We start from the raw sequence: 14,702 nt of genomic DNA on the forward strand, positions 1-14,702 counted from the left end.
AGCCCCCGGCCAGTGTGCTCAGCCGGCTGGCGGCACCTCGCGCAGCAGGCGTGCGAGATGGCCACTGCTGGCAAAGCCCAGGCGCTCGCTGACGCGGGACAACGGCAACCCTGCGGCCAGCAGGCTGCGCGCATGCGCCGCGAGCACGCGCCGGCGGACCGCGACCGGGCTGGCGCCGAACTCCAGCTGGCAGGCGCGCTGCAGCTGCCGCGCCGAGACGCCCAGGGTGCAGGCCGCGGCATCGATCGACGGAAGCGCCTGGTCGCGCTCCAGCGCCGCGCTGAAGCATCGCACCAGCCGGAGCGCGAGCGAGGCGGGCTCCTGCGGCAGCGCTAGCAGCGGGCTGGCCATGACCTGGCCGACGATGGCGCGCACCAGCAGTTCCGCGCTGGCAGGCGCAAGGCCGGGCGTCAGCAGCGCTTCGAGCATCGCCAGCGCAGCGCCGTCGAGCCGCAGCGCGCCGTACGGTGCGGGGCCGTGCAGCCTGTCGGGGGCCAGGTAGAGTTCGCCGTGATGCTGGCGGCCGGCTTCCGCCGTGGTGAAATGGCGCGTCGACGCCGGCAGCAGGACGGCGCCGCCGCGTACCAGCGTGGTCGCCACCGGGCCGGGATGCTGCGCGTCGGGCTGGTTTTCCCACACGCTGCGCAGGCGGCCGGCGCGCGTCCACAGCAGCATGCTGCAGTCGTGCGTATGCCATTCGCGCCGGAATCCCGCGTGGCGGCTTTCGTGCAAGGCAAAGCCACGACCGGCGGTCAGGTGCAGCTTGGGGGAGTGATGTGTCAGGGCAGCCACTTTTGGCGATTGCGGGGCGATTGCGGGGCAGGTGGGGCGTGCCAACGATGGTGCCATATCCCGGGCGGGAGGGGGAGCCCCGCCGGCGGGCGCTACTGGGCGGCGGACGACATCGCCATCATCCGCGGCATCGCCTCTGCCACCACGCCTCCCACCAGCACCACCGCCGGGCTGGCCATCCCGGCGGACAATGCTTCGGCCAGCGTTTGCACCGTGCCGGTCCACGAACGCTCTTCCGCGCCGCCGGCATGCATCACGACCGCCGCCGCCATGTCGGCGCGCATGCCGGCCGCCAGCAGCCCGTCGCGGATCGCCGCGAGCCGGCTCATGCCCATGTAGATCACCAGCGTGGTGCCGCCGCGCACCAGCGCGTTCCAGTCGGGCGAACCGTGTTCGCTGGTATGCGCGGTGACGAAGGTCACGCCGTGGCAGTGGGCGCGGTGGGTCAGCGCCACGCCCAGGGCCTGCGCCGCCGCCATGCCGCTGCTGATGCCGTTGACCACTTCCACCGGCACGCCGTGCGCGCGCAGGAAGGCGGCCTCTTCGCCGCCGCGGCCGAACAGCAGCGGATCGCCGCCCTTGACACGCGCCACGGTGCGGCCGGCCAGCGCATGCTGCAGCGTCAGCTGCTGGATGCGCGCCTGCGTGACCGAGCAGCGGCCGCCGCGCTTGCCGACCCACTCGACATGCGTGCCGGGCCGGGCATAGCAGGACATTTCCGGCGAGACCAGGTCATCGACCAGCCATACGTCGGCGGACGCGAGCGCGCGCATCGCGCGCACCGTGACCAGGTCTGGGCTGCCGGGGCCGACGCCGACCAGCCAGACCTTGCCGGGCTTGAGGGGAGAGTTCATGTGTAGGACTCCTGCGCGCGCGGCGGCAGCGCGTCAATGACTGGTGCCAGCCGAACGCGTGGTCTTGTTGAAGACGTTGTACTTGCCGATGGGCTTGTCCATCGGGATGCGCTTCACTTCCTGCAGCGTGGCGGCGTCGTAGACCACGATCGCGCCGTCGCGCTCCATCAGGCTGACCAGCGCATAGCGCCCGTCGCGCGTGAATTCCACATGCGCGGCGGTGCGGCCCGGGCTGGGCGTGACGTTGCCGGCGACCTGGAGGGTCAGCTTGTCGATCACCTGCAGCGTGTCGCGCCGCGGGCTCATCATCGCGTCGGCCCAGGCGTAGCGGCTGTTCTCGTGGCTGCGTAGGAAGAAACCCGGGCCGTTGGTCGGGATGGCGGCGACGGTGTGCCAGTCCTGCATGTCGATTACCGAAATGCGCCCCTGCCCGAGGTCGGGCGACGCCATCACTTCATGGCCGTCCCGTTGCCACGTGATGCCGCTGCCGAGGTGAGGCATGCCGCCAAGCGCCAGCGAGGCCACCTTGCGGCCCTGGTCGAGGTCGATCACCTGCCCGCCCCCGCTGCGCGACGCGCCGAGGATGTGGCGGTAGGGCTGGTCGAAGAAGAAATCGTCGAGCACATCGTCCAGCACGATGGCGCGCGGCGCCAGCGATGCCAGGGGCTTGCCGGCGGCGTCGGCATACGGGATTTCCCAGACCTCGGCAATGTCCTTCAGCGCTGCGATAAAGCTGCGGCGCGGCGCCGCGTCGTAGACCGCAGATACCCGCGAGGCATCGCCACTGCGGCCCTTGACGTCGATCACCCGCGCCAGCGACAGGTCGTCGGCGTGCAGCAGCACCAGCGTGCGTGGCAGCGTATTGCCGGCCAGCACCCAGCGCCCGTCGTCGCTGACGGCAACGTTGCGCGTATTGATGCCGACGCGGATCTCGGCGACGTAGGCCAGGTTCCACAGGTCGTACTTGCTGACCCAGCCGTCGCGGCTGGCCATGTAGACATAGCGGCCGTCGCGGCTGAACTTGGGGCCGCCGTGCAGGGCGAAGCGCGTGGCAAAGCGATGGATCGGTGCCAGCCGGTCGCCGTCGAGCACGGTCATGTGATGGCTGCCCGCCTCGACGACCACGAACAGGTTCTGCGGATCGGCGCTGAAGACGGGACGCGCGGGCAGCGTGCCGGGCGCGTGCGTGACGACGTGGCTGGCGCGGATCGCGTCGGTGCTCCACTGCGGCGCGGCGGCGGGCGCCGTGCGCAGCCAGCGCGCCAGCGCCTGCAATTCCCGGGCGGCCAGCGTGGCGCCGAAGGCCGGCATCTGCGTCGCGGCGCGGCCGTCGCGCAGCACGGTGTCGAGTTCGCTGGCGCGCAGGCGCTCCAGGCTTTCCGGCAGCAGCGCGGGGCCCATGGCGCCGAGGCGGTCGGCGCCATGGCAGGCGGCGCAGTGCTGGCCATAGAGCGCGGCGGGATCGAGCGCGAACGCGGATTGCATCCCGCCAACCAGAGCCAGGGACAGGAGCCATCGGGCAATGCGCGTCATGCCGCCACCTCCGAGCCGGGCGCGGCGGCGATCTCGGTATCGCTGAGGTAGCAGCCCGGATCCTCCGCCCACGCGTTGCCGGTCAGCGTGAATGCGCGCACGCGCGTGTTGCCGTTGCAGATGGCACGGTGCGCGCAGACAGCGCAGCGTCCCTGCAGCGGGCGCGGCCGGCTGGCCAGTCCCGCCATCAGCGGGTCGGTGCGGCTCGCCCAGATCTCTCCGAAGGGCCGTTCGCGCACGTTGCCCAGCGTGACGTGCCACCACATCGTGTCGGGATGTACGTTGCCGAGATTGTCGATATTGGCGACGCCCACGCCGGTGGCGTTGCCGCCCCACTGTTCCAGCCGCCGGCGCATGTCGGCGACGCGGTGCGGGAAGCGCTGCGCGATCCAGTACAGCAGGTAGACCCCGTCGGCATCGTTGTTGCCGGTGACGAAGTCACCGGCATGGCCCGCGCAAGCGCGCTGCCAGACATGGTCGAACAGCCAGTCCAGCGCGGCGCGCGTGCGCGCATGCCGGGCATCCTCGGCGCGATGGCTGCGCGCGCGGCCGGCGTAGTTGAAGTGGGACAGGTAGAACTTGTCGATGCCTTCGCGTTCGGCCAGCGCGACGAGGTCGGGCAACTGCGCGGCGTTGGCTTCGGTCAGCGTCATGCGCACGCCGACGCGCAGGCCGACGGCGCGCGCGACCCGCAATCCCGCCAGTGCCTGCGAGAAGGCACCGTTGCTGCGGCGGAAGCGGTCGTGCGTGGCGGGCAGCCCATCCAGGCTGACGCCGACATAGTCAAAGCCTGCCGCGGCCAGCCGCGCAGCGTGACCGGCATCGAGCAGCGTGCCGTTCGACGACAGCGACAAATGGAAGCCAAGCGCGCGCGCATGCGCGGCAATGTCATACAGGTCCGGCCGCAGCAGTGGCTCGCCGCCAGACAGGATCAGCGCCGGCACGCGCGCGTCATGCAACTGCGGCAGCACGCGCAGCGCCTCGTTGGTATCCAGTTCGCCCTTGAAGTCGGTATCGGCCGAAGTGGCATAGCAATGGCGGCAATTGAGGTTGCAGCGGCGGATCAGGTTCCAGATCACGACCGGGCCGGCGGCCTTGCGGGCGGGCGGCACCGGCCCGGCGTCGCGCAGGGCTTCCATGAAACGGGACAGGCGGAACATCAGCGTGGCTCCTGTGGGGCAGGTCCGGCCGGCGGCAGGCGCAGGCCGGTTTTCTTCAGGATGCGGGTGGACCACAGCACGTCATGCGCGCGGCAGGCGTCGCCCAGCAGTGCCGTGATGCGTTCGATCTGCGGCGCCGCGTCGGCGCGGGCACGCGCGTGGACCATCGCGAACAGGTTGTAAGGCCAGTGCGGCAGCCGGCGCGGGCGCAGGTAGCAGTGGCTGACAAAGGGCAGCGCACCGACAAGTTCGCCGAGCGCATCGACGCAGGCATCGTCCACATCCCACACGGTCATGCCGTTGGCGCGCCAGCCCAGCCGGTAGTGGTTGGGCACCGCGCCGATGCGGCGCAGCGTGCCGCGCGCATGCATTGCCGCCAGCCGGGCGATGACTTCGGCTTCGTCGAGTCCCAGCGTGGCGGCGACGGCCGCGAACGGCGCCGGCTCCAGCGGCAGGCCCGCCTGGGTGGCGCGGATCAAGGCTAGGTCGATGGCATCGTGGGCGTCGGCGGACATCATGCGGGAAGGTAGAGGTTGACGAAGAACTCGCGTTCCTTGGGAAACGGCAGGATCTCGACGCCAGCCGCGGCGGCGATGCGATCGAGCGCCGGGGCCACGTCTTCGGCCCGCGCGACCGCCAGCACGAACCACAGGTTCAGGTGGTGGGTGCGCTGGTAGTGGTGCGCGACCTCCGGAAAGGCGTTGATCGCGCCGGCCACGGCGGCGAGCTGTTGTGCCGGCGCGTGGCAGGCGCACAGCACGAAGCGGCCGCCCGCGCGCTCGATCTGGTAGAGCGGGCCGAAGCGTGTCAGCACGCCGCGGTCGAGCAGCCGGCGCAGCCGCGCCAGCAGTTCGTCTTCCTCGATGCCGAGCGCGGCGGCAGCCTCGGCATACGGCCGCGGCACCAGCGGCAGGCCACGCTGCAGCGCGTTGACGATGCGGCGGTCGGTGGCGTCGATGGTGTCGGGAAGCACGGCGCAGGAGGCATCGGCGGCCATGCTCATGCCGCCTCCTGCGTGGCGTAGCGCGTGCCGCGCTGCTTGTAGCAACGGGTGCCGACCAGCACCGCGCCGGGTGTCTGGTCCAGCCCGGCGGTGGCGCGGATGTGGTCGAGCGCCGGCCGCAGGTCGTGCGCATCGCGGGCATGGATCATCGCGAACAGGTTGAAGGGCCAGGCCGGCAGGCGCCGCTCGCGCCGGTAGCACAGCGTCACGCGCGGCTGGCGTGCCAGGCGCAGGCCGATCGCGTCGACACGGGCGTCCGGCACGTCCCACACGCACATGGCGTTGTGCCCATAGCCGAAGCGCCCATGGCGCAGCACCACGCCCAGCCGCCGGATGACGCCCAGTGCCGACCATTGTGCAATCCGCTCCAGCACCCGCGGCAGCGGCAGCCGCGTGCGCGACGCCAGTTCCTGGAACGGGCGCGGCGTCAGCGGCAGGCCCGCCTCCAGCGCCGCCACCAGGCGCCAGTCATCCGCATCCAGCGAGATCGGCGGCACGGGTGCGGCGGTCCGGCGCCGGGCCGGCGTGCCGCGCTTGCCGGTACCGAGCGCAAAGCCCAGGTCGATGTGGTACTCGCGCGCCATCGGCAGATCCAGCGGCACTTGCCCGGCCATGTCGGCAATGGCGGCCAGCGTGCCATCCAGCGTGCCGCGCTCGCGCGCACCCGCGACGAACCACAGGTTGTAGGCGTGGCCGCTGCGTGCGTAGTTGTGGCTGACCGACGCGCAGGTGCTGATGCGCGCGGCGACGCGATCCAGGTGCCCCGTCGGCACGCTCAGCGCGGCCAGCGTGCTGACGCCGATCACGTTGGGCGCGAACACGGCGCCGACGCGGCTGATCCGGCCCGCTCCCAGGTCGCGCGCCAGCAGCGACAGCAGTGTGTGCTCGCACAGGCCCAGTCCTTCCGCGAGCGCCTGGTAGGGGCGGGGCTGCAGCGGGAAGTCGCGCTGCAGCGTGTCGTACAGGGTGCGTTCGTCTAGCATGCTGCCCCTTACATGCCAAAGCGCTGTGCCCGCGCGGTGAAGAAGATGCCGCTGGGGTTGTCGGCAGGCAGCGTGGCGATGCGCGCCAGCGTGGCGGTGTCGTAGACCTCGACGCGATTGTCGTCGCGGCAGGACAGCCACAGTGCCTCTCCCTTGGGCGTGAATTCCATGTGCAGCACGCCGCGGCACGGGCGCAGCGTGCGCACCACCTCGCGTGTGGCGGTGTCGATGACCTGCACGGCGTCGTTGTGGGGGAAGGCGAAGTTGACCCAGACCTGCCGGCCGTCCGGGCGTGCCATGACAAAGACCGGCTGGCCGGCCAGCGCCACGCGCGCGGTCTGCTGCCAGCCGCGCGCCGGGTCGGCGACCAGCACTTCGTGGCGGCCGATGGCCGGCAGCCATGCCTGGCCCTGCGCCATCGCCCAGCCGCGCAGGTGCGGCATCTTGTAGACCGGCAGCGGCTGGCCGCCGCGGCCGTAGCCAGCGAGGATGCGGCGTGCCTGCGGCGGCGCCTGCCACAGGTCGACCAGCGCCAGGCCGTCCTCGCCGAACAGCCCGGCCAGATACCAGCGGCCGTCGGGCGTGACCAGGCCGTCGTAGGGCTCGCGCCCGGCCGGCAGGCGCGCCACTTGCGGCTGGCGCGGATCGGCGGCATCGATGATCCAGATCTCGCCGGACTCGAACAGGCTGGCGGCGAAGCGCCGGCCCGGCAGGTCGGCCAGGCCCACCACCTTGGCGCGGCGCCCGTCCTGGCCGATGGCTGGCAGGTCCGCCAGCGGCTCGAGCGTCTGGGCATCGAACAGCCGGATCCCGCCAGGCGCGTAGTTCTGCGCGGCCACCACGCGGCCATCCTGCGAGATCGCGCCGCCGATGCTGTTACCGGCCTGCAGGATGCGGTGCGTGATGCGCGCGTCCAGCAGGTCTACGCGCGTCAACCCGCCATCGCGGCCGAACACGTAGGCGTAGCGCGCATCGCGCGAGAACACCACGCTGGCGTGCGACAGGTCGCCCAGCCCGTCGACCGTGGCCAGCCGCGTCATGCCGGTGGTTTCCACGATCTGCAGCCGGCCGGCGGCACGTTCCACCACCACGCCGAGATCGCCGGTGCCGCGCACCGCGCCGGCGCAGCCGGCCAACAGTGCCGCGGCGCAGCCGAGCGCGGCGGCCAGGCCGCGCATCAGCGTGCCGGCGCCGCGTTGGTTGGCATGACGGCCGGCGGGTCGCCGGCCCGGAGTCGTTCGATCAGCCATTGGGCTTCATCCTGCGTCATGAAGGGTTGCCAGGGCGGCATGGCGGTGCCGGGCCGCCCGTACAGCACGGTGGCCACCAGGCTTTCCGGCGGCTTGTCCGCCAGCGCCTCGTGCGTCAGCGGCGGACCCAGCCCGCCGCGCAGCGTCATGCCGTGGCAGGCGCCGCAGTCATCGCGCAGCCAGTGCGCCAGTTGCGCCTGCCGAACGGGAGGGGGCGCTGACTGCGCTGGCGCAGTGGCCGGCGCGGCCAGCAGCGTCGCGGCGAGTACGTTCACCGTGGCGCCACGCCATGCCCGGGTAATCAGAGCGAGAGGATCCATTTGGCCAGCGTATTGGCCTCGGCCTCGCTGACGGCGTTGGCCGGCATCGGCATCGCGCCCCACTGGCCATTGCTGCCCTTGAGGATCGACTGGACCATATGCGGTTGCCCGTCCTTCTTGCCCGCGTATTTGGCCTTGATGTCCTTGAAGGCCGGTCCGATCACCTTCTTGTCGACGCCGTGGCAGGACAGGCAGGCCTTGCTGGATGCAAGCTGCTGGTTCGCGTGGGCCACGCCGGGCATGGCGGCACCGAACGACAGGACACAGGCGGCGGCTGCGAGCAGCGCGGGCAGGCGAGCAGGCAGTTGGACGGGGTGCTTCATCTTGATTTCTCCGTTTGGGGGGAATGGAACCGGGCACCGCAACCGACAGAGCGGTGCGGTGCCGCGGGTTGTTAGTAGACGTCGTGTTGTGTGTTGTAGGCGTTGAACTTGCCGGTTGGCGTGATCAGGCGCTTGTCCTTGATCACGGTCTTGAGCGTGCGGGTCTTGTCATCGACCACCACCAGTGCGGACTCGCCGTCCTTGGTGCCCCAGACCGAGAACCAGACCTCGTCGCCGGCCTGGTTGTATTCGGCCTGCACCACGCGCTTGGCGCCGGCTCCTTTCAGGCCGGCCCAATCGGCGATCGGCAGCACCTTGAAGCCGTCTTCCAGGTTGCGCGTATCGAACACCGCCACTGACTGGTTCAGCTTGGCATCGGGATTGAGCGGTGTATCGACCCACAGGTTCGAGGACTTGGGATGCGTCTTGATGAACAGCGAGCCGCCGCCCTGGCCCTTGAGCGTCTGCACCACCTTCCAGGCCTGCGCCGCATGGCCGGCGGGATCGGTGCCGATCAGGCTGATGGTTTCGTCGCCGAGGTGGCTGGTGGCCCAGACCGGGCCGAACTTCGGATGCGTGAAGTTGGCGCCGCGCCCCGGGTGCGGGGTCTTGCCCACCTCGATCAGCGCGGCGAGCTTGTCTTCCTTGGTGTCGACCACGGCGATCTTGTCGGACGCATTGGCCGCGACCAGGAAGTAGCGCCCGGTGGAATCGAAGCCGCCATCATGCAGGAACTTGGCCGAATCGATGGTGGTGGTCTTCAGGTTGGACAGGTCCGAGTAGTTGACCATCAGGATCTTGCCGGTCTCCTTGGCGTTGATCACAAACTCGGGGTGGTAGTGGCTGGCGACGATCGAGGCGACGCGCGGCTCGGGGTGGTACTCGTTGTCAACGGTCATGCCGCGCGTGGACACCACCTTCAGCGGCTTGAGCGTATCGCCTTCCATGATCACGTACTGCGGCGGCCAGTACGAGCCCGCCACCGCGTACTTGTCTTCATAGCCCTTGTACTTGGAGGTTTCGACCGAGCGCGCCTCCATGCCGATCTTGACCTCGGCGACGATGTCGGGCTTGGGCAGCCACAGGTCGATCAGGTCCAGCCGCGCATCGCGCCCGATCACGTACAGGTAGCGGCCCGATGCCGACATGCGCGAGATATGCACCGCATAGCCGGTCTTGACGATGCTGATGATCTGCTTGCTGTCGCCGTCGATCAGCGCGACCTCGCCGGCATCGCGCAGCGTGACCGAGAAGAGATTGTCCAGGTTGTACTGGTTCATCTTCTTCGACGGCCGTTGCGCGACGGGCAGGATGTCCTTGCGGCTTTTCTCGATGTCAGCCAGTGAAAATTCCGGCGGCGTCGGCGGATCGAGCTGTATATAACGGGCCATCAGGTCGACTTCCTTGTCGGAGAGGTCACCGGATGTGCCCCAGTTCGGCATGCCGGCCGGGCTGCCGTACTTGATGAAGGTCTTCAGGTATTCCGAGCCGCGCGCGCGTGTGATGTCTGGCGTCAGCGGCTTGCCGGTCGCGCCCTTGCGCAGCACGCCGTGGCAGCCGGCGCAGCGCTCGAAGTAGATCTGCCTGGCGTGATCGAACTCGGCCGTGGTCAGCGTGGGGATCGTCGCCTTTTGCTCTGCCTTGGTTTCAGGCTTCTGTGCGGCCTTGGCGGGGTTGGTGGCTGCCTGGGGAAGTCCCAGCCAGAGTGAGAGCGGCAGTGCCGCGAATGCGGGGTAAAGCCATCTTCTTGCTTTCATGGTGCCGTGGTTCAGCGGGTTGTGGAAAGCTGTTGTCGCGGTGCTTGTGGGGCGCGAACTGGCACCAGGCGCTTGCAGTGATGATGCGGACACACTGCGAGTAGGGGATTGACTGGCATCAAACCGGGATGGATGACACGCAACGGTTTGTGCGCGGAGCCGAAGATGGTTGCGTGCGTGCCGCGCAGGCGCATGCATGCACGGGGCGCTGCGCTATCCCGCGGGATAGCGCAGCGCCCTCACGGCATGGCGTGGAGAAGTGGACCGACGCGCTGCTAATCCTTGATCAACAGCACCGGGCAGTGCGCATGGGCAAGGACCCGCCTGGCTACCGATCCGACGATGGCATCGAGAAAGCCGCCGCGGCCATGCGAGCCCATCACGATCAGGCTGGCCCCTATCTGGCTTGCATACTCGACGATGCGGGTCGGCGCAAAGCCTGTGAAGCCATGGCGCTCGAACGGGATCCCGGCTTCGCCGAGGATGGTGGCCACCGAGCCCATCGCCTTCTCGTTCTGCTCGCGATGCCAGTCGTCGAGCGTGCCGCGGTCGATGAAGGACTTGATGTCGCCCGGCACATCCGGTTCGCAATGCACTACGTGCACGACGAAGTCGCGGGTCAGCAACGGGCTTTGCGCGAGGTAGCGCGCAGCCGCGTCGCTATAGGACGACCCGTCGGTCGCCAGCAGGATCTTGTTCATGGCTTGCTCCTCATGTGCGCCGGTTACCGGCACCGCGTTCGCGCGGTGCGCCGCTGCGGCCCGGCTGATCGCCCGCTGCGGCGGCTCGCCTGGTCCTGGCCTGGCTGAGCAGGACGGAGACGAACAGCGTCATCGCGACCGCGCCCAGGGACCAGTGCACCGGTATATGGAACCACGGCTCGACCAGCATCTTGGCGCCGATGAAAGCGAGCACGATGGCGAGGCCGTACTTCAGGTACTGGAAATGCGCCGCCAGGTTGGCCAGCAGGAAATACAGGGCTCGCAGCCCCATGATCGCGAAGATGTTCGAGGTGAATACGATGAAGGGATCCGTGGTCACGGCAAAGATCGCCGGGATGCTGTCGACGGCGAACACCAGGTCGGTCGCTTCCACCATCAGCACTACCACGAACATCGGGGTCGCATAGCGCAGGCCGTCGATGCGCACGAAGAAGCGTTCGCCGTGATAGTCCGAGGTGATCCGCATGTGGGCGCAGAGGAAGCGGACGATGGGATTGCGCGAGAGGTCGGGGGCATGCCGGGACATGAACAGCATCCTGATGCCAGTGATGACGAGGAACACGCCGAACACGTAGAGGATCCAGGCGAACTGGCTGATCAGCCACACTCCCACCAGGATCATGGCGGCGCGCATCAGGATTGCGCCGAGTACGCCGAGCAGCAGCACCCTGCGCTGCAGCTCCGGCGGCACGGCGAAGTAGCTGAAGATCATCGCGAACACGAACATGTTGTCGACCGACAGCGACAGCTCGATCAGGTAGCCGGTGTAGAACTCCAGCACCTTGCGAGAGGCTGTATCCCGGCCGGCGTCCTCGGCCACCACATACCAGAGTGCCAGCCCAAAAAGCGCGGCCAGGGTCATCCAGACGAGGGTCCACCCCAGCGCCTCGCGCGTGGAGACGCGGTGCGCATGCCGCCCGCCGAGGACGAAGATATCCACGAGCAGCGTGCCCAGCACCAGGATGAAGAATCCGGCCCACATCGGGGCGGTTGCAAAGGTGTCCATTGCCTTATGGGGTAACTGCAGGGGTAACTGCCGGTGCAACTGCCGGAGGCCGGCGCCCGGTCCGGCCAACCGGGATCATGGCAGCTGCCGCGCGAGGTGGGGCCGCGCAGGCTGGGCCTTCACGCGCAGTGCATCGGGTTCGCCGCAGTAGTGCAGGATCTCGGCGCGGGCCGCGTTGCGCAGCCGCATTGCCGCCGGCCAGTCCTGCCCGTCAGGCGGCACGGGCCGGCCGATGACGACGCTGATCGGGCCGCGGCGCGGCAGCCACTGGCCGTCTCGCAGTACCGAGCGGGTGCCCCGCAGCGCAATGGGAACCACCGGCGCGCCGGCACGGGCGGCGGCGAGGAAGGCGCCCGAGCGGAAACGTTGCAGCCCCGGCTCGCGGCCAAAGGTGCCTTCCGGGAACAGCAGGGCGGATCGTCCGTCACGCACCGCCGCGACCAGGCGCGCGATGGCCTCGGATTCGCGCACGTTGTCGAAGCGGTCGATGAAGTCGGCGCCGATGCTGGACAGGTAGGCGCCCGGAATGCGTTGCGCTTGCAGTTCGCGTTTGGCCACTACGCACACCGGCATGGGCAGTGCGGCGATCAGCACGATGCCGTCCAGGTAGCTGGCATGGTTCGATACCAGCACGCAGGCGCGGTTGCGCGGCAGCTGCTCCAGCCCCTGCACGAACCATGGCACCGCGGCCAGCCGCAGCAGCAGCCGGGCGGCATGGTGGCTGAGCGCCCAGCCCATGGCGGGCCGGTGCATCGCCACCGAGGCCAGGCACGTCACCGGCGCCATCGCGGCGAACAACAGCCAGGTGTACAACGAATAGGACAGCCCGGCGGCGGCATGCCGGCCGCGCCGCAGCTGCGGCAGCAGCGCCTGCCAGCCGAAACGCGCAATCTGCAGCCAGGGGGCGGCATCGCCGAGGCCGGTGCCGCCATGCTCGAACCGCTCGCGGCAAGCGGCGCGCCGGATCTTGCCGCTCGACGTCTTCAGGATGGTGTGCGGCGGCACCAGCACGACATGGTCGGGCGGCATGCCGAGTACATCGAGCGCGGTTTTCAGCGCCTGCTGTTGCAGCGCGCGGCGCGCCGGTTCCTCGGTTGCGGCGGTTTCCGCCATTACCACGATGCGCTCGGTGCCGCTGTCCGGATCGGGACTGCCGAACACCGCGACACACCCTTTGCGGATGCCGGGTATGGCGCCGATGGCCTGCTCCACTTCGTAGGGATAGAGATTGCGGCCGCCGCGGACGATGGTCTCCTTGGCGCGTCCGGTGATAAAGAGCTCGCCGTCGGCGATATAGGCGTAGTCGCCGGTGTTGAGCCAGCCGCCGTCGAAGAGCTGGCGCGTTTGTGCCGGGTTGCGGAAATAGCCAGTGGTGGCCGACGGCCCGCGGAACTGCAGCAGGCCTTCCTGCCGCTCGGGCAGCTCGCGGCCGCTGACGTCTACGATGCGGATTTCGTGTCCGGGGAGGGGCCGGCCGCACGAGGGGATTTCCATCTGGTCCCGTTCGCCTGCCGACCGGCCTGCGTTCCCATCGGCGGGAACGGCCCGCGATGTGCGTACGAATGCGGCGCGGTCGATGCGGTCGGCGGTAAGACTCTGCCCGGGCGTCGGGAACGTCAGGCCCACCGATGCTTCCGCCAGCCCGTAGACCGGGGCTGCGGCTTGCGCGCGCAGTCCGTGGCGGGCGAAGCGCGCCGTGAATTTGCGCATGGTCTGCAGGCTGACCGGCTCGGCGCCGTTGAACGCGAAGCGCCAGCTCGACAGGTCCAGCCCCGACAGGTCCGCCTGCGCGAGCCTGTGCAGGCACAGCTCATAGGCGAAATTGGGCCCTCCGGAAAGCGTGCCACGATATTTGTGTATCGCCCAAAGCCAGCGCTCGGGCCGAGCCAGGAACGTGAGCGGCGACATCACCACCAGCGGGAAAGCGTAGTACAGGCTGCCCAGCCAGGCGCCGATCAGGCCCATGTCGTGATACAGCGGCAGCCAGCTGACAAAGACGTCGCGCGAGTCGACCGACAGCGCCTTGCCCATGGCGCGCAGGTTGGCCAGCAGGTTGGCATGCGTCAGCACCACGCCCTTGGGCGATCCGGTGCTGCCGGAGGTGTACTGGAGCAGCGCGATGTCGTGCGCGCGCAGCATCGCCTGGACCGGCGCCGCGGTGGTGTCCTCCACCTCTTGCGGCGTCAGCACGCTTTGCAGCGTGCCGGTGCTGGCCTTGAGCAGCGCGGCCAGCGGCCGGGCCTCGGCCACCGTGACAAGGATCGGCGCCTGCGCGTTGGCGAGGATGCCGGCGTGGCGCTGCAAGTGGTCGCCAATCTGCGCCAGCCGCGCGGGCGGGTAGAGCGGCACGGGGATCCCGCCTGCCAGCAGGATGCCGGTAAAGCAGTAGAAGTACTCCGCGCCGGTTGGCAGCATCAGCGCCACGGTCGTACCGGCGCGCACACCGCGCGCGGCCAGGCCCGCGGCAACGGCGCAGGCGTGCCGGTGCAGTTGCGCAAAGGTGATCGGCGTATCTTCGCCGTCGCCGCCGTGCAGGATGATGTGGGTACGTTCCGGGTGGCGGTGCAGGTGCCAGCGCAGCACGTCGGTGACGGTGGCGGCGCCCTCGGGCGCCTGCGCTGCCTCGTCCGCGGGTGCCGGACGGGCCAGCCGAGCCGGCGCATCAGCGGCGCCGGGGGGCAAGTCCCTGGCGGCGAGCACGGCACGCAGCAGCGCGCGTGGCGTGTCGGCCTGGGCCAGTACCTGCTCCGGCAGGCTTACGTTGAAACGCTGCTCGATACGGGTCAGCAGCTCGGCGCGCGTCAGGCTGTCGAATCCCAGTTCGGCTTCGAGCGCGCTGTCCAGCGAGGGCGAGGCCGCTGCGCCGGATTCCGTCTGCGGCCGCATGGCGGTAGACATCTCCCCCACGATGCCGAGCAAGGCATCCTCGTAGTTCTGCCGCGGGGGCGAGTCCTCGTTCATTCGCTTAGTGCTGTGTCCGGGCAAGACGGCGACCGCCG

The 14,702-nt window shown here is 69.5% G+C and carries 14 protein-coding genes; all 14 read right to left on the minus strand.

Features of this window, described 5'->3' with window-relative positions:
• Positions 1-18: 18 nt before the first annotated feature.
• The 14 genes from LPA45_RS27995 to LPA45_RS28060 all read right to left on the minus strand — a co-directional run bounded on the left by LPA45_RS27995 (position 19) and on the right by LPA45_RS28060 (position 14,664).
• On the minus strand, positions 19-792 hold the full coding sequence (locus tag LPA45_RS27995) for a helix-turn-helix domain-containing protein (RefSeq protein ID WP_116322426.1): 774 nt from the start codon (positions 790-792) through the stop codon (positions 19-21).
• 92 nt (positions 793-884) lie between these two features.
• Entirely contained in the window at positions 885-1,646 is a 762-nt protein-coding gene (cobA, locus tag LPA45_RS28000; protein ID WP_116322425.1) for a uroporphyrinogen-III C-methyltransferase, read from the minus strand.
• 33 nt (positions 1,647-1,679) lie between these two features.
• Complete coding sequence (locus LPA45_RS28005; protein ID WP_116322424.1) at positions 1,680-3,179, minus strand: nitrite reductase; 1,500 nt, start codon at positions 3,177-3,179, stop codon at positions 1,680-1,682.
• A complete protein-coding gene (gene nirJ, locus LPA45_RS28010; RefSeq protein ID WP_116322423.1) occupies positions 3,176-4,339 on the minus strand; it encodes a heme d1 biosynthesis radical SAM protein NirJ in 1,164 nt (387 codons plus the stop codon). Before nirJ ends, LPA45_RS28005 begins: the two co-directional genes overlap by 4 nt.
• Positions 4,339-4,854: an AsnC family transcriptional regulator gene (locus LPA45_RS28015; protein ID WP_116322475.1), complete on the minus strand. Its 516-nt coding sequence runs from the start codon at positions 4,852-4,854 to the stop codon at positions 4,339-4,341. The genes nirJ and LPA45_RS28015 overlap by 1 nt, the downstream gene beginning before the upstream one ends.
• On the minus strand, positions 4,854-5,336 hold the full coding sequence (locus LPA45_RS28020) for an AsnC family transcriptional regulator (RefSeq protein ID WP_116322474.1): 483 nt from the start codon (positions 5,334-5,336) through the stop codon (positions 4,854-4,856). The genes LPA45_RS28015 and LPA45_RS28020 overlap by 1 nt, the downstream gene beginning before the upstream one ends.
• A 2-nt stretch (positions 5,337-5,338) precedes the next feature.
• Positions 5,339-6,325, minus strand: a complete 987-nt coding sequence (locus LPA45_RS28025) for an Lrp/AsnC family transcriptional regulator (protein ID WP_116322422.1) — start codon at positions 6,323-6,325, stop codon at positions 5,339-5,341.
• Positions 6,326-6,333: 8 nt separating this feature from the next.
• Positions 6,334-7,575 carry a cytochrome D1 domain-containing protein gene (locus tag LPA45_RS28030; protein WP_271815858.1) on the minus strand — a complete coding sequence of 414 codons (1,242 nt, stop codon included), beginning with the start codon at positions 7,573-7,575 and terminating at the stop codon, positions 6,334-6,336.
• Positions 7,503-7,895, minus strand: a complete 393-nt coding sequence (locus tag LPA45_RS28035; protein WP_116322420.1) for a cytochrome c — start codon at positions 7,893-7,895, stop codon at positions 7,503-7,505. The genes LPA45_RS28030 and LPA45_RS28035 overlap by 73 nt, the downstream gene beginning before the upstream one ends.
• Positions 7,877-8,218 carry a c-type cytochrome gene (locus tag LPA45_RS28040; protein ID WP_116322419.1) on the minus strand — a complete coding sequence of 114 codons (342 nt, stop codon included), beginning with the start codon at positions 8,216-8,218 and terminating at the stop codon, positions 7,877-7,879. The genes LPA45_RS28035 and LPA45_RS28040 overlap by 19 nt, the downstream gene beginning before the upstream one ends.
• A 71-nt stretch (positions 8,219-8,289) precedes the next feature.
• Positions 8,290-9,975, minus strand: coding sequence for a nitrite reductase (locus LPA45_RS28045; protein WP_116322418.1), 1,686 nt, complete (start codon positions 9,973-9,975; stop codon positions 8,290-8,292).
• A gap of 275 nt (positions 9,976-10,250) precedes the next feature.
• Complete coding sequence (locus LPA45_RS28050) at positions 10,251-10,676, minus strand: universal stress protein (protein ID WP_116322417.1); 426 nt, start codon at positions 10,674-10,676, stop codon at positions 10,251-10,253.
• Between the two features lie 10 nt (positions 10,677-10,686).
• Complete coding sequence (locus LPA45_RS28055) at positions 10,687-11,703, minus strand: TerC family protein (RefSeq protein WP_116322416.1); 1,017 nt, start codon at positions 11,701-11,703, stop codon at positions 10,687-10,689.
• Positions 11,704-11,778: 75 nt separating this feature from the next.
• A complete protein-coding gene (locus LPA45_RS28060; protein ID WP_317923752.1) occupies positions 11,779-14,664 on the minus strand; it encodes an AMP-binding protein in 2,886 nt (961 codons plus the stop codon).
• Between the last annotated feature and the right edge of the window lie 38 nt (positions 14,665-14,702).

This window comes from Cupriavidus sp. Agwp_2 (genome assembly GCF_040784895.1).
GTDB lineage: Bacteria > Pseudomonadota > Gammaproteobacteria > Burkholderiales > Burkholderiaceae > Cupriavidus.